This window comes from Paenibacillus sp. FSL R7-0179 (genome assembly GCF_038002265.1).
Lineage (GTDB): Bacteria > Bacillota > Bacilli > Paenibacillales > Paenibacillaceae > Paenibacillus_AQ.
This window is the reverse complement of the sequence record NZ_JBBOCC010000002.1, coordinates 273,534-294,256: the sequence shown is the minus strand read 5'-3', so window position 1 is coordinate 294,256 and position 20,723 is coordinate 273,534. Positions and strand designations below refer to the sequence as shown.

Here is a 20,723-nt window from a genome sequence, read left to right as displayed (position 1 = left end):
TCATGTTAACACATGAGGTTTTTTACGAGTGTCTACTTGAAGGGGATAATACCAGCAGCAGCAAGGCTTCGCGGTTTTTTATTTAATGAAATAAATATTTTGAACGGTTTGTATTCATTCTAAATTCAATTCAGCTCATTAAACCTTTCGAGCATAGTGGCGACCTCCGCTCGGGTAGCAAGACCAGAAGGATTTATAGTTACATCCGTGTTGCCCTTCATGATGCCCTTGGACACAGCCCAAGTAATAGACTCTTTGGCATAGCCTGAAATTTGATTGGCATCTTTGAAGCTCAGGCTTGCATTTTTAGCTTGAAGGCCTACCCCTTTAACCTTGGCATATCTATGCAGCATAACCGCGATTTGCTCACGGGTGATCGCATCATTGGGAGCGAATTTCCCCTTATCATACCCGTTAACAATGCTCTTTTGATGGGCCCAAATCACCGGATCTGAATACCAGCGGCCACTTTGAACATCGGAGAATACACTGGCAAATGTAACCTTCGGTTTATTCTCCATGCGATAGAGTACAGTGGCCAGCATGGCACGGCTCATCTTCCCGGAGGGCGAGAATTCTGTCTCAGTGGTTCCCGTGAACAGTCCCTTGTTGTACACATATCTTACAGAAGAGTAGAACCAATCGTCATGCGCTATATCTGTAAAAGGAGGTTTTTTCGCAAAGGTAACCACCACAAGGGTGTCACGGCTAACCTCTGGAATGGTGTAAATGTCATGGCCTATATATTTCTCACCGTTGACAAAGATATATTCGGTCTCATACCCTTCACCCGGAATCATTCGGATGGTGGCAGAGGTGGTGGCGCGAATGGTTTGAACTTCAAAGCCCTCGGCAATTTTGCCGTTTCCGCCTTTCACCGAAGCTTTAACGGAATAGTAAAGATCCACTGTGGTGCTACCGGCTGTGGAATTGCCCTCCGGAGCAGCCCAACGTTTCGGACCGGTAATTTTGGAGTTCCCGAAATCGGAAACGCCAGTGCTAAGCTTTTCAATAGCCTCAGAGATTTCCGAAGCCAGCGCGTCCTTGTTATTAAAAACAGCCTCAGCCCCGGCAATCACATCTCTCAATGTTTGCGCGGATTTTGTTGGATACCAAGAATCCGGATAATAGATGGTTTTGGGATTATCCGCAATAGTTACTGAAGCAAGTAAAGCTTTTGCAGCAATAATGTTTTCATATAACAGAGATTTTGAGGCATCCTTTACTCCATCGCCCACAATGATTTGCACAGCTTCAACCGGTTCAATATACCGGTGTGTCGCATCTTTGTTGGTTAGAATGAAGCCGCTTGAAGAAATGCTGAACGTGCCGCTGTTTTTAGCTTGAAATACAGCCGTTCCGATATTTTGCAGGATGGAATCCTCTGTGCCCTTGGCGGTCATGTCTAGATAGACATAGTTGATGGCGCCACCTGAAACTTTCATTGAAATATCCTTTTCCATCTTCACAGCGGTATTTTCCAGTACATAAGCATCAAACAGCAGCTTTCCTTGAAAGCCATATACCGGTGCCCTTCCGGCACCCGTATAGGCAAGACTAAGCTTAACAAATATTTTTTCTCCAACCTTAAAGGATGATTTCAATGAACCCGAGCTGTCTGTTACGGTGATGCCCACACGATAACTAAGGTCTGCAGCATCATTTGCACCGTAGGCATAAGATGGTAGAACAGCCCCTAGAAGCATGATGCACAAAATGACTTTTAAGTATTTGATCATCTTTTCAGTGCCTCCATTAGGGTGAGCTGCGCATCTACAATGTCAACAACGCCGTCACCGTTGGTATCAGCTCTCATCCAATTTTCTACAGAACTAAAACCACTGTAAACATTGTCTAAAATAGCGTTCAAGGTTGCCAAAACGTCGACTTTATCAATCGTACCGCTGCCATCGGTATCTCCACGCAGAAGAACAGGAGATTTTACCGTTGGTTCAAAACCAAGCTTGACTGTTAATTGCTCGCCTGTGACAAGCTCCTTTGAAGCACCGATATAGGCTTTCTTGAGATTGTCATATAATAGAGTTTGTTTGTTGCCTCCAATCACAACCGTTGCCTTGCCCATGTTCATTTCAGTGTATATGGTGTACAACGAGAACCCTTGGGTCTGACGAATTTCATAACGGTAACCATAATCTTTCACATGAATTTTGATAACGTCTGACAGTTCTTTATAGACCGTCTTCCCGTTCTGACCTTCAAAAGCAGACAGTCTATAACTAACCTTGATGGCCGTTTCGCCTGGAGCTAATGCTTCAAGGGTCCCGTCTTGGGAAAGTCTGATGATGTTCTGATTATACAGAACGTCCCACACAACGTCTTCTGCCTTTAGAACGGTGCCGTTAACTGTGCGGAGAGCTTTAACAGAAAGCGCCGTTGTCCCGCCTATGCCAAGCTCAATCGAATCAGGCTGATCCTCGGAGCCTTCCAGGTCAGAGATGAGTTTGATGCTTTCATACTCTGACAGAACACGATTCACAAGATACACTGGAACCACCGTTTCATTCCCGGCATCATCAACCGCTGTAAGCATCAGGGTCTGGTTCGGGTCCTCACTTGAAGCCTTGCGGTTAACAACGAAGGTTCCGTCAGGACGGATAACAATGCCGTCTGAACTGCCGTCTAACGTTAAGCTTGCGGATGGTTCTGTTAGGCCATGGAAGCTATAGCTTAGGTCCGCACCAACAAAAACAACCTGATTGCTGACGGTGTTATCAACGTTTTCCTTATCCAGGCTGGTTTTAACCTCTTCATCAAGGAGTAACACAGGCGCTTTTGTATCCACAGTAAATCCTAGGGCTCCTGATGAGCGGCTGCCTTGGAGGGTGTCCCGGTTTTCAGCAACCGCTATAAAATCAGCCAAGTGCTGGCCGTCTTCAAGACTTTCTTCAAAGGACCACACCTTCTTAAATTCCTGAGGTGTGTTTTTATCTTCGGTGTTAAGGTTTAGGGTCATTTTAACAGGTCTGTCGAAGGTGTACGTCGCCTTGAATTGGTCAGTATTTAAGTAATAGATATCTTTCGATCTGTCAATGTTTGTCTCGACGCTTACAAGCTTGGGCTTATCCGTTGAAGGCATAACAAAGCTTGGCGATGATGCAAATTCGCTTGAACGGTAATATTCCGCCTGTTTAAGGGGAGACTCCACAATTCTAACCGCCTGCACTTTAACTGAATAAGTCTTGCCTTCCTGTAATAGAGGCCGGTTGGTTTGGTTTTCTAATGGTTTGAGAATGATCTCACTGCCAACTTTAAATTGACCAAAGGAATTCTCGACCTCATCCCCGTCTTCATCTTGGATCGCCACAAGATAATGTGTTGCAGTGTCGTCGCTTCCCGTTATGCCAACCCTCACATAGCCGTCACCGCTGTAGACCGCAGACACAGATTTCGGGTTCTGCGGGAGCAATGGATTGGTAAAAGTGAAGGTTGAAGCCGTGATTTTCTTGCTCATTCCGCCTTGATGGTTCACAAGCATTGCCACCACATGATATTTCCCTTCAGGAAACGACTCAGGTAGCGTGAATACATGAGAACCTGATTTAATTTCATCTAACTCCAGGTTGCCGATACTAATTAATGATGAAGTATCTTGAATGTTAGAGGATTCAATGGCTTTCATGACCGACGGGTCCTTCGTGACATAGACATTAAGTGCACCCGAATATTGGCCCTGCTTGTCCGTAGTCCAGGAAACGTTAATATCACGGCTTGTATTTGCGCTCGTAGCAGCACTAACTCCTGTCAGCTCAGGCATATAGTCAACACTGTTTACTGCAAAGCTGTCTATAAAGACATCAGGTGTCGAAACTGAAACGGACCAGTTGCCCCCAACAATCAGAGAGGGATCAGTGACTGAGATGTACAGATAATTCGTGCCGTCTAAAGATTGAACAAGGTAGTTTCCGTTGCCCTTATTATCGTCTTCAACCATGGTCAGTCTTTTGCCATTTGGATTGGTGACAATGATTTCAGATGCAGACGGCTTGATTAAACCGCGAAGCGGAATTTCAAAGAGAAGGGCATCCTTTGTGGCCGGATTAATCTCTTTGGTCACCCCATTCCCGGCCCTTGTCTTAGCGACAGCCTCCGTACTCAGTCTTCTCATATTCGTTCCATAGATCATGGTGGTCGGCACAAGATTGCCGCTCTCGTCCAGCGCCTCCGAGTGGACATAGTGAACGGCGTCTCCTCTTGAAGAGAGGTCGATGGACCCGCCAAAGCTTAGGTCACCGTTCCAATAATAGATGAAGCCAAGCTTCACCCCAATGACCTTAAAGTTCGCACCCACAAAGTCCGATGAGACGGCTGCCTCAACGCCTGCGATCTCCTTACCCCCGAGCAGCGGGATGGAGTCTGGAATGAACAGCCCTGCGTACACGTAACCATAGAAATAATCTTCCGTAATTTTAATCGTGATCCCGCCGCGAATGGCTCCGGCATGAATACTGATGTTGCCGAAGGCATTAAGCTGAAACGGCGAGATCCATTGAACATTCATTCCCGCCTGAATATTAAGCAGCCTTCCCTCTTCGTCTTTCTCCAGGTGGCCGCTGCCTTCTATGGCGAGACCGGATAGCTTCGCATCCAGCTTAAAGTCACCTACAATAATGGCATTAATTAATAGCCTCGTCTGAAGATGGATGGTAAGGGGCGGAAGCTCGCCTGCCGGTTCTCCGGCAACGGTGTCTGCAAGGTTTGAGATTCCTCCGCCAAGGCCTGTGATAAATACATAAGGTGCAACCACAGGAACCTTCATTGTGGATGGCGCTAAAAAGAAGGTGAGCTTGTCCAGCATCATTTTGGGCACGGAGTTAATAGGAACCTTTTTGAGGGCCAATGACCCTTCTACTTCCAGCATGGTAACAGAAACACCGGCATCAATACTATAAATATCATCAATGGTGTTAATGGTGATATCCGCCTTAACACCGGCTTCGTTTCCTACTAACGGGCCTAATATATCTTTGGGCAAGGCTACAGACAGTGTTGTGTTAATGCCAACAAAACCAATCTCGCTGTCTTTACTTCCATAGAGAACATCTTGAACGTTCGCTGTCAGCGAGCCTTTATAATCATAATGCTCCTCACCCTTCGATGAATCAGCAGCTTTTAAAGGCATTGAAATTCTACCGCCAAAGCTAATTCCGAAATCATCATCGTCATGAGTCATAACACCGTACTTAATATTGATCAAAAAACCTGCAATATTCTGCAGCATATAACCGGCATCACCGAGCTGTAGTTCAAAAGCCTGAGCAGTCTTCTCGGCAACAGCCTCCCGGTTCAAGGTATATTTGGTACCATTGCTGGCTTCAAAATGCCACTTATTATGCCAAATATTAATCGAGTTAATCACTTTGATCGTACCATCGCCTTCCAGCTTAGCCCCCTTGTTGTCAACGGTCATCTTAAGGGCTTCGGTGCTGTCATAGGTCAAGATGCTGTTGATGGTAATGTCGCCATCGGCAGGGCTGGCAGAGTAATATTTTTCCGTACCCGTATCCATCAGCCTGATTTTCCCGCGAAGCGTCAACAGGATTTCTGTTTCGCCTTCTTTAAAGGCTATTCCTTTGTGAAGAATGCCGTCTTTATTCACGCCGCCGGCTATAAATTTCTTCATTACATCTTCGTTTGTAAAACTGATATAGTCATATAACTGTCTGTGGTTTGCAGCATCTGTGAACCGGACTAGCGAGACAATACCGTAGCTTGCACTTTTATCCGCTAACTTATCGGTAACGTCGACTGTAGCGGCTGCTTTAACTTTGGTACCAAAGGCATCGATCAGCTGTTGATTTGTAAATCTGAATTCAATATCATACTTTCCAACCGCCAACGTCTGATTCGTTGAGAACGCAAGCGTTTGGCCTTCATCAATAAAGCTTATTTTTCTTTTGTCAATCAGAGCAGCCTCACCGCTTGTTGATGAAACAAGGTACAGACCCCATCCGTCACTTCCCGAAAGGGCCCCTGACAACACCTTCATATCGCCAGAAACGGTAAGGTTTTTGTCGCCTTCATAATACACGGCCGCCGGGAAAACATGCTTCATTGAAACCTCCGGGAGCTTTCCTTCCACTGCAGGAATCAAAATGTTTGTGTTGGCACTATAGTCAACCACTTTATGGGTCTTAGCATCAATAATTTCTGTGGCGTTTAGCGAAACGACCAGGCGTTTTGATGTGATCATGGACTGTGCCTCAGCAATAATGTCAACATCCGGAATATCAAACACCGTTCCAATGTTAAGACCGCCCGAAATCTTCACTGTGTATTCCCGTGTCTTCGTGGCTGCAAACACAAGTCCTTCTTCGAGACTAAGCTTCACAATGGGTTCTATAAGTTCCTTTGCTCCTGAGACACTATTGTCAATGACTACATTTGCTTTAAAAACACCATTGTTTTCATACCCCTTTTTGTCGTTAGCCAGCAATACATTTTCGGTTTGAATCCCTATGGATACATGCTCCTTTTGGGTTTGTTCAGCAAAGCTGCCGATGCCATAGAGCATTTCAGAAATTCTGACTTGACCCGGCTCAATGGTTTTTTCATTCCAATAATAAGCTGTTGCAGTGTCAGGAACTAAGTATTGGTTGGAATAATTAGTAAAGTCAACACTAGGGTTTGGTGTATACTCGTATCTGGTGTTTGCAAGATTAATCCAGTGTCCGACAATCACTTTATCAACGTTGACATCCTTGTTGCCGCTCCAGCCGGACAAGAGGGCATAAGCCGTCTTGTTCGAAGCGGACAGAGAATCAACATATCTGATTTGCTGCGGAAGGTTGTCACCGCTATATTCCGTTTCAACGATTGTCGGCTGCGACGGGTCAACCAAAACGTAAGGTGCGTCAATCTCTGAACCCAGCGCGTTGTCCAGCAGAAGCCGAATCCCCACCGTTCCGGTTGTGGCATTGTTATTTTTCACATCATATGAAATACCAATGTTACCCGTCCTTGAATTGTTAGGGTCGATTGAAATGGACACCTTTTGTGTGATGGTATAGCCCTTAATGTCCCATGCAATGGTTAAAAGCCTGTTTTGCTCAGAAACGACAGGTTCATGAAGCTTGGTATCAATTCCAAACCAGCCATATTCCTGACCGAAAATAAAATCCTTTCCGTCGATCCGGACGGTTGTGAACGATGTTCCATTACTCCTTGCCGCATCTTCCTTATACAGAAGCGGAAGGTTGTTATCAAACGCTTTTTGCGGATGACCGTCAATAGTTTCGATGGAGAAACCACCGGTTTTTGAATTAATTGAATATTTCATATATTCGTTCGCAATGGAATAATTAGCATTACTGGCGTCAGCATGAACAGGGAAACTTGCAAACGTGAAAAGCATGGATAGAATAATAGCTGCAGCTATGCTGCGTTTCATTGTTCTATAGAACGTCATTGCCTATTTCCCCCCTTGATTTGAGACATATACATGAATGTTGAAATAGTCGCGTTTATCCGTTTGGATATATACCGTGTACCAACCGTTCGTCACATTGTCGAGGGTATACACTCCGCTTTTCTCCGGCAGGACTGTTCCTTTTGTTTTCATCTGACCTTGGGTTAAGACACCTTTTTCATAACGTGCATACGAGATCCCGGAGAAGTTCTTCAGTGAAATTTCAACCTTGTTTCCAAGAACGGACGCAGCATTGGAGCTGTCCGGCATCACGCCGTTCACAAGTGCTATGGTGTCATAAAGACCTACCAGGCGAACAGTCCGGCGAATGGTGGTTTGATTCCCTGCATCATCTCTTACGGTATAGTCGATATAGTACGGGTTCGAGCGGACAAATTCATTGGCCGAGATGTTGTCAGGGTTAAACATCCGCCCGCCGGCTCCATAGCTTATGGTGACCCGCTTCGTCAGGTCCACCTTCTTACCCGCAACCATATCCCATGCCTCGAAGTCCAGAAGCTTGGACTTGTCATAGGCAATGGAGGCATCTTTTTGTGGCGTCATGCCTTCGATGAAGATGAGCTCTTCACCATTTTTAAGCTTCAGCACAGGGGGTGTTTTGTCGATTAGACCAATGTCAACACCGTACGAGGTATAGGTCCCTGTTCTTCCTTCAAGGTTAAAATTGTAAAGTCCATTGTCTCTATAGTTCATTGACTTCTCTTGTTCCCACGGATCGTTCCCGCCCACGAATTTAGCATCTTTATCCGTGATTACCGTGACATTCACATTCTGGTTCGTTGCCGGGTTCTTGTCGGTTCCCACAACATAGCCTTCTTCTTTTCCAGAGGTGTCAACACCAACAACAATCTTGTTTTGATGATCCTTTTCCACCCACTCGCCGCTTTGGTTCTGTTCGAGATATTTATATGTCCAGCGGACTTCTTTAACCCTTGGGCCGCCCACTTCAATTCCTTCAACCGTTACAAGAATTTTCTGTGTGATGCCTGTTTGGTCCCTAACTTGAAAGACGTGCTCCCCGTTCGTTTTTACGTTGATCACTGCCTCTTTATAGGACAGGGCACCGCTGGCTTCGTCCTTCACTTCCGTCAGAAGTGCATGTTCATAGCCACGATAAGAAACGGTAAGGTCTGTTAGTTTTCTAAGAAGGTCCAGCGGAACGCCGTCACTGTCACGGATCTGGTCAAAGGTCACATTCACGCTCAGCTTATCTTCAGCTAATGTGGCTGTGGCTTTGATTTGCGGCGGTGTGGACACAATATTGGATACAGTAATCACTTCCTGGCCTTCATTGCCATAGTCGTCAACAAAGAACATGGACACCGTACCATTTTTTCTAAAGCGGACAGCTTTTGTGCCGGGGATATGAACAATATCGCCCGCAGTTAGGCTTCCGGCAGGTTCTACACCGGTGACTGTAATCGTCTTGAGCTCCTTGCTGAACTGTGTCAACTCTACATTCACGCTTTGTGCAGTAATGGCGGTGGGAGGCGTGCTGTACGTTTTTGCGATAGCAGTTGGCACTACCTTGTTAATATTTGAGACAGTGATCGGAGTTGTCCAACGGTTTCCAGCGTAGTCATAGGCTGTCACATTGTAGATTCCTGAGCTGTCCAGTTCTACGACATATTCATTCTCAAGCGGCTCCCCTTTGAAGGGATAGACCACCTCGCCCTTCTTCACCTCTGCAAAGGCGATTTCACCTGAATCATCCGTTAAAGTGATCGTTGCAAAGATATTTTGGTTCGTCTTGGACGTGCTGGATAACACATAGGAGGTTTGGCCAATGGTATTGTCGTAATGGTTATAGCTAACCGTTTGAGAACCTGTATTGCCCGATTGATCTTTAAACTCAAAGGTGAATGTGTGATTATCCTCTGTTAGCGTCCTTGAGAAGGCTGCGTTGTTGTTTGTCATAGCAAGCGTTTTTCCGCCTCCGGTAAACTTGAGCGTTGCCATAACCCTTCTATAGGCTTTTCCTTCTTGGATTGGAACCCAGTTTCCAAGATAGTTCTCATAGCTGTATTCCATCGTGTAGTGTTTGTCTTGCGTAATTGGCGTTTTATCAATGTTTGAAACCGAGACCGGCACGATTGTTACTATTCCCGCTTTATTTGTCACTTTGAAATACACTGTTGCATTCTGCTCGAAGGTTTCGGTATGTGAAACAATCGATTCAATGGGGCTAAAGCTTATGCCGTCATACGAACGTTCAAGTTTTAGAATTCCGCTTTCCGGGTCATATACAGAAAGTGTTGCGGTAACATTTTGGTTGGTTGGCTCCGTGGTCGAATAGTTCACCTTTGCAGCTGGTGCAGTTTCGTCAACCGATGCAATGGCAGCATATTCCGCTTCCATCCGGTCAGCTTCCATACCTTCTGCCGTATAGGTCTCGAAATAAGCTGATTTTGTTGTTTTGCCGTCTCTTAGCGCTTCAAATACAAGCTTAGAATAAGCTGTTCTTCCTTCAACTTCTGTAAACGACGGGTCAGGAACACTTAGCTCGGTATTGAGTTCTAAACCGGATAATACTGCATGTTCAACAAAGAAATATTGTCCGGCATACTTTGGATTCGGAACTACAATATAATACAGCTTGTCTCCCTGGTTAAAGGATATGAACCCGCCGTTTTGAATCGTTTGACCATTTTTCTCTACATAGCCTGTAGTATCAAAGCCTGTAACAAAATCAACCTCAGGCGTGAATTCCAGAACACTGTCTCTTCCAACCTCGTCCTGAACGTAAAGGCTGATTTTATTATTGTTTTGGATAACAACCTCATAGTCCATTACATAGTTAGCGGAGGTTGTTAAAAGTCCTGTATACAGCAGGTTCGACCTGGCCATATCCCCCACAGCATCTCCCTCTACAGGTGCGTTTGGCATTACGGTTACTGGAACGTTAAAATAAACGCTGACCGTTGCGGTGGTTTTTGTGGTTCTGGGGTTTGCACTGACACTTACAATGGCTGCCCCCGCGTCAACCAGGTCCAGTTTTGCGTCAAAGAACACTTTTTCAGTCACATTTCCTGCGGTGTCGACGGCTTTGACCCCAATGGCATAGCTTCCGCTAAGCCCCTTCAAGTCAATGGTGTAGGTTTTCTGTTTGTTGCCTTCGCCATTAATGATTGCCGGACTGCTCTGCATTTCCACGGATGGACTTGATTGAAACAGCGCATAGTCGTCTTCGGTTAGAATATGGTTTGCTGCCGGATCTTGAATAAGCGCGAAGGAGACGGTTGTGTCATTCTTGTCTGAGACATCAACTGTAATCACACCATCCTGTCTGGCTCCTTTGGTCACAACGTCACTTGAAGCAAGCGCAGATGGAGCTGCCCGGTCAATGTTAGATACGGAAACAGGAACCAGAACACGATTGCCAAGCTCGTCGGACAGGATCAGATTTGTGGTTATATTTTCGCTTACCGTTACCGTGAATGCACCGTCTGTATAGGGAGAAACCGTGATTTTGTCTGCATCCTCGGGTGCAACGGTCAGCTTGCTGATCCCTGTGCCGGCATCACTTGCGGTTATTGTTGCTGTCACTGAGGCGTTGGTTGGCTGAATGGTGTTATAGTCCGGCAATTCAAAGGTTGGTGCCTGGCTATCATACAGAATGGTGACCGGTCTTGCTTCTGTTACAAACTCAGGTCTGTCGTCAGCAGGAACATTCATGAGTCCAAACTGAAAATAGATGGTGTTGACACCTTCTTGAAGCGGAACCGGTGTGTCGAGTGTAAATGCATAATTCCCGCCGGAATTGCTGCTCGCTGTAAACTCAGGAACTAAAGTGCCGTTATCTGTTGGCATGCCGTCCGTGGTTGCATAATATACCGGGTTCTGATATTTCGTTGCGCTGTCAGAAGTCCATGAGGCATGGGGCTCATTCAACACAGCATAGACACTATAGGTTCCATCCGTTGTTGTACCCATTCCGTTTAGAGTCTGTGCCCCGCCAAAGTTTAAGGTATCAATTACCGCAGGCTCTGACCTCATCCCAAAGTACGGGGACACCTTTTTACTTTCTCTGCCATGCGGGTCTTTGGCCACAACCACAATACTGTATGCACCTGTTGGAAGTCCGGTCAGGGTCAAGGTTTGATTAACCTGGGCTATGTTGTCACTGCCAAGGGTCAGTGTCAGCGGATAGTTCGGCATACCCTCAATTCTGATCTCGGAGTCCGGCTTGGATACATAGTAATATGCACTGGCAATTTCACTGCGGTCTGTCACTTTCACGTTAAACTGATGGGATGATTTAAAGAGATTGTGCTGACTTCCTACGGTAAATTTAATCTCCGGAGGATAGGCGTCATACGTGTATACTTGTGAGAATTCGGCAGTGTTACCAGACTGTTTATTTTTCACACGATATTCAAGGATATATTTCCCGTCCGTCAGCACTTTGGTTCCGCTAAGATTCGTTTTTTCAGCTGCACCAACATCATCGCTTGATTCGTACACTCTGAATTTTTGTGTAAAGCTGTTGTCATTGCCAGGATCAGAAATCCACCGGTAACTCGTTTCAAGGTTTGGATTGCTTACGTCAAAGCTAAGGTCGAAATACGGCTTTGGAAGACTGGAATCCTCCGTAATCAGTGTGTCAGCAACATTTCCATTGAAAATACTCACAGGTTTTTTATAGTATCTGGAGGCTTGCTCGTTTCTAGAATCGTTTCCAAGTGAGTCTACTGTGAAATAATAGAGCGTTCCCTCAAAGTTGTCTCCTTTGGGAATGGATAGAATGGCAGTGGTGCTGTCACCTTCTGAGTCTACAAATGCCCATATCCCTTGAGTTGAGGAAATTTCTGCAGAGGCAGGTTTAATTTGATTGATTGGCGTGTCAGGCGGCGCCGCATTCCCGTTCATAAAGGTATAATAAGTTCTTGACCAGCCGTTATTGCTTTGCTCAAGGTCATTCATTTCAAAGCTATAGTCATTTCTTTTGCGGAGCTGTGCATCTTGGGGATGTACCGTTTCGTTTACGGTCACCCGCGGAGCCTGGTTATCGATTAGGATATTCTCAATTTCTGCATATCCGGCCTCTCCGCCAAGCGGATTGTCAGCTTGATCCCATCCATACAGCCGAAGCTTGAATTCGCCTTCCACCCGATCAATTGGACTTAGCTTTAGGCTAACGCCATTGATAACCTGCGTGTTAATCGGTGCGGTAACTCTTGCTTTGTTTCCTGTACCGTCAAAGTTTGTGATTCGGGTCATGGCCGGTTCATAGGAATCACCGGTTTTCTTGTACAGCTCATAATTAAAATAGTTTCGATTCGACTCGCTGTGGGCGACATTTCCTTCTGGATAGAGGGTTTCGCTGGCCACCATATAAAATTCATGCAGCTTTTTGATGTTGCCTTGAATGGAATTTGCCCCCGTCAGGTCATTTCCAGTTTGGTCGGTCACTCTTACCGTTGGGGTTTTGGTGTCCACTTTATGAGTTGAAAAATAAAAGCTTTGTGATGCCGGTGATTCTGGAGTTGGGTTCTCTAAATAATAAGCCTGCGCACGGCCTTTTTTCGTCAGATGGGTAGATACATTGTCAAGCTGAAGCCTTATACCCTCACTTTCCACTGCGCTAACATCCAGCGGGACTTGTCCAGTGAACTGAAGCTTGCCGTTTGGCTTGCCGTCATTGCCCTGCAGTTTCGTCATGGTCAGGTTGGCAAGCGGTGTTGTCGTGTTGTTCCCAATATATAACGAAGGCGTGGCTTGGAGGTTGGTGATCAGCTCCGTTTTAATTTCTTGCGTCATAGTTTTTTTATGAATGGACACCGCTTCAACCGTGATATTAACATCTGTGAATTTACGGTTGAGATACAGATTGTCCTGGCTCGGTGAATAGGTAACCGTTTGAGTGATATCGGGGTTGCCGAGGTTATATATGCTACGATAGAACGTATACGTTACATCTTTATAATAGTAGTCCGCTTGCCCTATCTTTGTTGTTAAATAGGTTTTAACCTCGGGATTTCCTGAGCTTGTATGGGCAAAGGTTCCCCCGAGGCTTTCAGCATTGGTAGACTGGGCAAGCAGCGCCACTCTATAGGTCAGAGAAATCTCTGCTTTGTCCTTGGCAACCATCTGATCGTAAAGCTTCTTGCGGTCAATATCCATCTGGAATGTATTTGTTTTTGTCGGTTCCTGGAATTTCAGCCAATCCCTTCCCACAGCGTCGTCCGAAACGCTATAGCTGACAACAGGAGCATCCTCATATTGCATAATGTCATAGTGACCATATTGATCTCTGACATAGTTGTCCCACTCTGCAAGTTCAGAGCCTGACGAATTCGCATCCAGATAGAACTCTCCTCCATGCTTATCAACGTCACCCATATCGGTGAATTTTCTTTTGGTTACGTCCGAAATGTCACGATACAGTCTGCCCTGGTCTTTTGTCCATGAGTATATTGGAATGGTCTTCGTCTGTGTTGGATTTATGTTTCCCCCAATTTGAGGAAGCCACAGAACCACCGACTCACCGTACCAGTCATCACTGCCCACCAGCCAAAAAACGAGCTCGTTCATTCTCCACGGTGGAGTATTTTGCAATTTAAATGTATGTTGTGTATCAGACCAAGCGGCAGCGCCGCCAAAATTTGTTGCTTGATCAGAGTTTATTCCAGATTCATATGTACTTACGCCCATATAAATATTATCACCGGTTCCGCCGTTGTCGTTGCCACCTGTTTTCACACCAAACACATAAGTGTACTCTGTTGCTACATTCGCATACACAGGCGCTACTGATAGTAAAAGCGAAAATACCAGCATCAAGCTTATAATCTTCTTCATAAAATCCCTCCTCGTTAGAAAATAGTTTCTATATATTTTGAGCTAAGACCCATAGCTTTCAGCTCTTCTTTCATTTGATGTGCGAGTTCAATTTTTTTGTTAGGGACATATACAGCTACGCCGCCCCGATGGTTATAGCCTGCTGAATTTCTTACTTCGAAGGCAAGTGCTTGGGCGGCGGCAGTGACTTCTGAGGATTGGCCCATAAGCTCTATCAGATCATATTGGTCGAATATCCCGTCGTTTTTGCCTAATAGCTCTGAGCGGTTGGCAAGGTCTGTTAGGGAGAGATCAAATTCTGCATGTTCTATGGCCTTAACCAGAGATTCCGCCTGAGACAGCCTCAGCATTGATAGGGTGGTTTGCATCTCAGCTTCAATCCCCGAATGAAGGGTAAAGGACTCTAAAATTAAACGCCCTATCCTTTCAGTGCTGATCTGCGGGTTTCGCTCTAGCGCACCTATCCATGTGGTATAATACAAGCCTGCTGCGGGGGTTGAATCTTCAGAAGCTATGAGATATTTGCCCTGATTTCTAAGTGCATAGGCAATTTCAACTGTACCCATAAGACAGGCATCAAAGACGATTAAGTCGAAATACATATCTGATGAATCGATCGCGTTGGATAGCTCCGAAACCTTCATCGTTTTTCGTTCGTTTAACTCATCTGCACCAAATCCGCCCATTGTTCCATACCCATGGTCCCATAGAATCAGGATATAACGCTCACTTGGTGCAACGGTTTTGCCCCATACAAGAAAATCCTTTAGTGTTTTAGGGTCTGATGCGGCGGTTTGGATGTGGCTGTCGTGCTTTAGCAGCTGTCCATGGCTAACTTCAAAGCGTTCGGATGCTCCATCGGTCATGTATTTGTTGTGATAGTTGAGCGTTCCGCCTGTTTGCAGCAGGATTTTCGTATTTTGGCTTGGCTGACCGCGCAAAATTTCTTCCAGGTCATCGGTTAACCGGCCTTGCTGTGATTCAAGGTCAGAACCCACTGCATAGATTAAAATCGTCGTTCCATTCAACTTTTTATCCTGCTCCCAAAGTGACCTCGCCTCGTTTAAAGCTTGCGTGGTGAAAATATTTGCTGCACTAAGGGTTTGACCCAGCGTTGCAAGCTGGTCTTTGGGTCTTGTGTTTAGAACATAACTGCTTATTTTCGCAAGCGTTCCCCGATTGAATTCGCGTTCTTTGGTAAGGTCTATCCCCAGAACTATTGAGGCGAAAGAAACCGCGGTTCCATAGGTGAAATCGCCCTTTGTTTCTGAATATCTGAGCACCCTTAAAACCATTGAACAATATTGGTTAAGCGAGACGGCCAGGTTACCGCCAAAACGAAATTCATCGATTCCATTAACTACACCCTTGGTATAGGCATACGACACGTAGCGGCTTTCCCACCCTGTATCCGTAAATGGGCTTTGGTAGGTGCTTTTCAGGACCTCTTTCTCCTTCCCCCACAGACGCAGCATCATTACAAGGGCTTCTGCTCTGGTAGGCACCCGCGACAGCTCATATCCATTCTCCGTTCCACTGAACAATCCCAGGCGGTTAAGCGCTTCTGCATAGCTGGAGCTTTGTGCCGCTGCGGCTGCTGATGATGGAGTTGCTGCAAGAAGAAAGATTAAAAAAATGATAAAACCTCGGATTTTTGTCATCATGTTCCGGCCCTTCAATGGATTGATCCTATCAAGCTACAATTTTACATGGCGGATTAACCCCTGTGTGAAAGTTAAAGAAATCTTTAAGTTCGCGCTTGCCGCTCCCTTCTGGCCAACAGCAAAAAGAGCCTGATCTCCGGGAGATCAGACTTTTAAGGATACCTAATTGATTCACATCCCCTAACAAAATGTGTTAGTCTATGTAGGATGGGTAAAAGACTTAGCTATAGATTATATCGTTTTTATATGTTGCAACAGGAGAAGATAATATGAGTAACGAACCAAACTTTTGGCTGGATTTACCGAAACCGTTTTTTATATTAGCTCCAATGGAAGACGTCACAGATATTGTATTTCGTCACGTCATTAGTGAAGCTGCACAACCTGACGTATTCTTCACAGAATTCACAAGCACAGAACATTATTGTCATCCTGTTGGAAAAGAAAATGTAGGTGGCCGGTTAATGTTCACAGCGGATGAGCAACCGATTGTCGCTCATATTTGGGGCAATAAACCTGCACTTTTTGAACAGATGAGTATTGATATGAAAAAACTTGGTTTTCGTGGTATCGATATAAACATGGGATGCCCAGCACAAAAAGCCGCAGCCAGTGGGAAAGGGGCTGGATTAATACACCATCCTGAAGTTGCAGCAGAAATTATTCAAGCAGCAAAAGCAGGTGGATTGCCGGTTAGTGTTAAAACAAGATTAGGTTACTCTAAAATTGATGAGTGGCGCGATTGGTTAGGACATCTATTGAAACAAGATATTGCGAATCTGTCCATTCACCTTCGGACCAAAAAAGAGAAGAGTAAAGTAGCTGCACACTGGGAACTAATTCCTGAAATAAAAAAATTGCGCGATGAAATTGCCCCAAATACGTTGTTAACCATTAATGGAGATATTCCGGACCGCGCAACAGGATTAAAAATAGTTGAACAATACGGCGTGGATGGTATCATGATTGGCCGCGGCATTTTCACTAATCCATTTGCTTTTGAGAAAGACTCTAAAGAACATAGCGCAAAGGATTTTCTCAATTTACTTCTTTTACAGTTGGATCTTCACGATAAATATTCAACAGAAACCTTGCCACGTTCATTTAAACCACTTCTTCGCTATTTCAAAATCTATGTTCGTGGATTTAGAGACGCAGGCGAACTAAGAGACCAATTAATGGAAACCACTTCAACAGACGAAGTGCGTCGTTTAGTAAAACCTCTTTTAGATCTAGAATTAGATTGAAGAAAAAGAGACTTCCCACAAGTTCAATGAACTCATAGGAAGCCTCTTATTTTTGTATCATGTGGTCAAACGGTGTTTCCTTCTCAGGAAACCCTTAATGCATAAGGGTTTGTAACCCTTATTACATCATTCCGCCCATACCGCCCATGCCGCCCATATCAGGCATACCGCCGGCTTTTTCCGGCTCAGGCTTGTCAGCGATAACCGCTTCGGTAGTCAGGAACATAGCCGCTACGGAGGCTGCGTTCTGCAGCGCGGAGCGTGTTACCTTGGCAGGGTCAACGATTCCGGCTTCGAACATGTTCACCCATTCGCCGGTTGCAGCGTTGTAGCCAATGCCTACAGCTTCTTTCTTCAGACGGTCCACAATAACGGAACCTTCTTCACCGGCATTCGCAGCAATTGTGCGGATCGGCTCTTCCAGAGCGCGCAGAACAATGTTCACACCTGTTCTTTCATCGCCAGTTACGTTAACAGCAGCAACAGCGTTATATACGTTCACAAGGGCTGTACCCCCACCGGATACGATACCTTCTTCAACCGCAGCGCGGGTTGCATTCAGGGCATCTTCGATGCGGAGCTTACGCTCTTTCAGTTCAGTTTCAGTAGCAGCACCGACTTTGACAACGGCTACGCCGCCAGCCAGTTTAGCCAGACGCTCCTGCAGTTTTTCTTTGTCGAACTCGGAAGTTGTTTCTTCCAGCTGGGAGCGGATTTGGCTTACACGTGCGTTGATGTCTGCCTTGTCGCCGCTTCCGTCAACAATAGTAGTGTTTTCTTTGGTTACGCGCACTTGACGGGCGTTACCCAGTTGCTCGATGGAAGTGCTTTTCAGATCAAGTCCAAGCTTCTCAGTGATCACTTGGCCGCCTGTCAGAGCAGCGATATCCTGCAGCATAGCTTCACGACGGTCGCCGAAGCCAGGAGCCTTAACGGCTACAGCATTGAATGTTCCGCGCAGCTTGTTCACGATCAGCATCGCCTGAGCTTCGCCTTCGATGTCTTCAGCGATGATTACCAGCGGACGCGCCTGTTGAACGATCTTTTCCAAGAGCGGAAGAATTTCCTGCGTACTGCTGATTTTTTTGTCGGTGATCAGGATATACGGGTTATCCAGAACAGCCTCCATCTTGTCAGTATCTGTAATCATGTAAGGGGAGATATAACCGCGGTCGAACTGCATACCTTCAACCACTTCAAGCTCAGTCAGGAATCCGCGGGATTCTTCAACAGTGATAACACCGTCTTTGCCGACTTTTTCCATAGCTTCAGCGATCAGCTGGCCCACTTCATCATCAGCGGCAGAGATAGCTGCTACTTGTGCGATAGCTTGGGAATCCTCGATCGGCTTAGCAATGTTCTGCAGTTCTGCAACAGCTGCTTTCACTGCCTTGTCGATCCCCTTACGGATAACCATTGGGTTAGCGCCTGCAGTTACGTTCTTCAGACCTTCGCGGATCATCGCCTGAGCCAGAACCGTTGCAGTTGTAGTACCGTCACCGGCTACATCATTAGTCTTGGTAGCTACTTCTTTAACGAGCTGTGCGCCCATGTTCTCGAAGGCATCTTCGAGTTCGATTTCTTTGGCGATGGTTACACCATCGTTAGTGATCAGCGGGCTGCCGAATTTCTTCTCAAGCACCACGTTGCGGCCTTTTGGACCCAGTGTAACTTTTACTGCATTTGCCAAAGCATCAACCCCGCGCAGCATCGAGCGGCGAGCATCTTCACTGAACTTAATTTCTTTTGCCATTGTATAGTTAACCTCCTAATATAATTTGTGAATGTATTCTGAATCGTTTAAGACTAGTCAAGAATCGCGTGGATGTCGCTTTCTTTCATAATCAGATATTCTTTGCCTTCGTATTTGATTTCAGTTCCGGCATATTTTGAGAAAAGCACACGGTCGCCTTCTTTCACTTCCAGCGCTACACGGACTCCGTCTTTCAAAGCTCCGCTGCCTACAGCGATAATAGTACCTTCTTGCGGCTTCTCTTTGGAAGAGTCTGGAAGCACGATCCCGAAAGAAGTGGTTTCCTGCTGCTCGCTTGGTTCTACCAATACGCGTTCACCTAGTGGTTTAATCATGAAAAAATAGCCTCCTTTGAAATTATGTGTTTTGCCTTGAAAACATAGATAGAGCTGCGGGGATCTGCGCCATCAGCATTCTTAAAGGAATGCGCTCCGGCCAATCCCGGTTTTTCAGCAGCGTTAGCACTCAACCCTCTGTAGTGCTAACAACAATTTTTATGATACTCAACTTGAAGACGGATTTCAAGTCCTTTTACACAAAATCGTATTTGTTTTGCCAAAATTATGGTTTCAGCGCTTGTCCGGCACACACACTCCTACATTCTATCCAGCAAGGGGCATATTATGCTCCCTTCCCGCTAATCTGCCTTCACATACTGTGACTCCCGCTTAGCGTCCTCAGCCAATTGCCTGCGGTAGACGAATGCGGACAAGAACACACTGAATTCGTACAGCACCAGCAGCGGAATTGTCACCAGAAAGTCCGAGATGAAATCAGGCGGCGTAATGACCACAGCTATGAATACAAGCGCGAAATAGGCATAACGGCGCATCTTGCGCAGGCGCAGCGGGTTCAGCACCCTGAGCTTGGTCAGGAACATGACAATCAGCGGCAGCTCGAAGAGCAGGGCCAGCGGTATCACCAGACTGAACATGAAATTGAAGTATTCGGCGATGCCGTAGGTCTCCTCAAGCCCCATATTCCGCGTAATCGAGATGGTGAAGGATAAGGCCATAGGGAACACTATGTAATAGGCAAAAGCAATGCCGGCAATAAACAACACAAACACATAAGGCACATAACGCAGGGCAGCGCTCCGCTCCACCGGCCGCAAGCCGGGGCTGATGAACGCCCAGAGCTGAAAGACGATAAACGGCACGGAGAAGACCAGTGAGACCGCCATTGCGATCTTCATATACATCCCGATTCCGTCCCAGAAGGAGAACGCATGCAGGACGAAGCCCTGCGCAGCATCGGCGCTGATCAGATACAGATAGATTGGTTTGGCGACGAATAAGCCCAACACAAGTCCGGCCACGAACACAATCAGCACGTAGATAAGACGCCTGCGCAGCTCCGTCAGATGATCGACGAGGGACATTTCTTCCGCTTCCAGAGACATAACTGACACCACCCGGATTGATATATTAGCAATGGATAAGTTATCTTGTGAAACATATAAATTCTTATATTTCAAAAAAAGGGCGCCGCCCCAGTCTATAAGCAGACCTGGGAAAGACGCCCCTGCGTGGGAACCTTACAATTATTCCGGCAGACGGCGGTCCTGCGGAAGTTCTGCTGACACTGCCTGCGAGGCCGCAGGAGCAGGTGTCTCGCTCCGCTTGGCCGGTTCCGGCTCGTTCACAATCTCCCGCGCACCGTCCTTGAATTCACGGAAGGTACGCCCGACTGCCCGCCCCAGCTCAGGAAGCTTATTGGGACCAAAGAGCAGCAGCGCCAAGATAACCAACAAGATAATTCCAGGTGTGCCAATACCACCTAACATTCCGGTTTCCTCCCATCCTTCTGTC

General features: G+C 46.2%; 9 protein-coding genes. 1 reads left to right on the top strand and 8 read right to left on the bottom strand.

What is annotated here, in order from left to right:
* Positions 1 to 125: 125 nt before the first annotated feature.
* Genes MKX63_RS17995 through MKX63_RS17980 form a run of 4 tightly spaced genes read right to left on the bottom strand, consistent with a single transcriptional unit; the run spans position 126 to position 15,912 of the window.
* Positions 126 to 1,739 carry an S-layer homology domain-containing protein gene (locus tag MKX63_RS17995; protein ID WP_341019022.1) on the bottom strand — a complete coding sequence of 538 codons (1,614 nt, stop codon included), beginning with the start codon at positions 1,737 to 1,739 and terminating at the stop codon, positions 126 to 128.
* Positions 1,736 to 7,408, bottom strand: a complete 5,673-nt coding sequence (locus MKX63_RS17990; RefSeq protein ID WP_341019021.1) for a dockerin type I domain-containing protein — start codon at positions 7,406 to 7,408, stop codon at positions 1,736 to 1,738. Before MKX63_RS17990 ends, MKX63_RS17995 begins: the two co-directional genes overlap by 4 nt.
* A gap of 21 nt (positions 7,409 to 7,429) precedes the next feature.
* On the bottom strand, positions 7,430 to 14,248 hold the full coding sequence (locus MKX63_RS17985) for a hypothetical protein (RefSeq protein ID WP_341019019.1): 6,819 nt from the start codon (positions 14,246 to 14,248) through the stop codon (positions 7,430 to 7,432).
* Positions 14,249 to 14,262: 14 nt separating this feature from the next.
* Positions 14,263 to 15,912 carry a clostripain-related cysteine peptidase gene (locus MKX63_RS17980; protein WP_341019018.1) on the bottom strand — a complete coding sequence of 550 codons (1,650 nt, stop codon included), beginning with the start codon at positions 15,910 to 15,912 and terminating at the stop codon, positions 14,263 to 14,265.
* A gap of 269 nt (positions 15,913 to 16,181) precedes the next feature.
* Here MKX63_RS17980 and MKX63_RS17975 point away from each other — a divergent pair, with 269 nt between their 5' ends.
* On the top strand, positions 16,182 to 17,159 hold the full coding sequence (locus tag MKX63_RS17975) for a tRNA dihydrouridine synthase (RefSeq protein ID WP_341019016.1): 978 nt from the start codon (positions 16,182 to 16,184) through the stop codon (positions 17,157 to 17,159).
* Positions 17,160 to 17,280: 121 nt separating this feature from the next.
* Here the strand turns inward: MKX63_RS17975 and groL are convergent, their stop codons facing one another.
* The 4 genes from groL to tatA all read right to left on the bottom strand — a co-directional run bounded on the left by groL (position 17,281) and on the right by tatA (position 20,698).
* Positions 17,281 to 18,912 (bottom strand): chaperonin GroEL, encoded by a 1,632-nt coding sequence (gene groL / locus MKX63_RS17970; RefSeq protein WP_341019014.1) that lies wholly within the window; start codon positions 18,910 to 18,912, stop codon positions 17,281 to 17,283.
* Positions 18,913 to 18,965: 53 nt separating this feature from the next.
* Positions 18,966 to 19,247, bottom strand: coding sequence for a co-chaperone GroES (gene groES / locus MKX63_RS17965; protein ID WP_036723192.1), 282 nt, complete (start codon positions 19,245 to 19,247; stop codon positions 18,966 to 18,968).
* A gap of 302 nt (positions 19,248 to 19,549) precedes the next feature.
* Positions 19,550 to 20,314 carry a twin-arginine translocase subunit TatC gene (tatC, locus tag MKX63_RS17960; protein ID WP_341019013.1) on the bottom strand — a complete coding sequence of 255 codons (765 nt, stop codon included), beginning with the start codon at positions 20,312 to 20,314 and terminating at the stop codon, positions 19,550 to 19,552.
* Positions 20,315 to 20,455: 141 nt separating this feature from the next.
* Positions 20,456 to 20,698: a twin-arginine translocase TatA/TatE family subunit gene (tatA, locus tag MKX63_RS17955; RefSeq protein WP_341019011.1), complete on the bottom strand. Its 243-nt coding sequence runs from the start codon at positions 20,696 to 20,698 to the stop codon at positions 20,456 to 20,458.
* Between the last annotated feature and the right edge of the window lie 25 nt (positions 20,699 to 20,723).

Excerpts from the sequence above, each read along its gene's own strand:
- MKX63_RS17995 (WP_341019022.1), bottom strand. The coding sequence starts at position 1,739 with ATGATCAAATACTTAAAAGTCATTTTGTGCATCATGCTTCTAGGGGCT.
- MKX63_RS17990 (WP_341019021.1), bottom strand. The coding sequence starts at position 7,408 with ATGAAACGCAGCATAGCTGCAGCTATTATTCTATCCATGCTTTTCACG.
- MKX63_RS17985 (WP_341019019.1), bottom strand. The coding sequence starts at position 14,248 with ATGAAGAAGATTATAAGCTTGATGCTGGTATTTTCGCTTTTACTATCA.
- MKX63_RS17980 (WP_341019018.1), bottom strand. The coding sequence starts at position 15,912 with ATGATGACAAAAATCCGAGGTTTTATCATTTTTTTAATCTTTCTTCTT.
- MKX63_RS17975 (WP_341019016.1), top strand. The coding sequence starts at position 16,182 with ATGAGTAACGAACCAAACTTTTGGCTGGATTTACCGAAACCGTTTTTT.
- groL (WP_341019014.1), bottom strand. The coding sequence starts at position 18,912 with ATGGCAAAAGAAATTAAGTTCAGTGAAGATGCTCGCCGCTCGATGCTG.
- groES (WP_036723192.1), bottom strand. The coding sequence starts at position 19,247 with ATGATTAAACCACTAGGTGAACGCGTATTGGTAGAACCAAGCGAGCAG.
- tatC (WP_341019013.1), bottom strand. The coding sequence starts at position 20,314 with ATGTCTCTGGAAGCGGAAGAAATGTCCCTCGTCGATCATCTGACGGAG.
- tatA (WP_341019011.1), bottom strand. The coding sequence starts at position 20,698 with ATGTTAGGTGGTATTGGCACACCTGGAATTATCTTGTTGGTTATCTTG.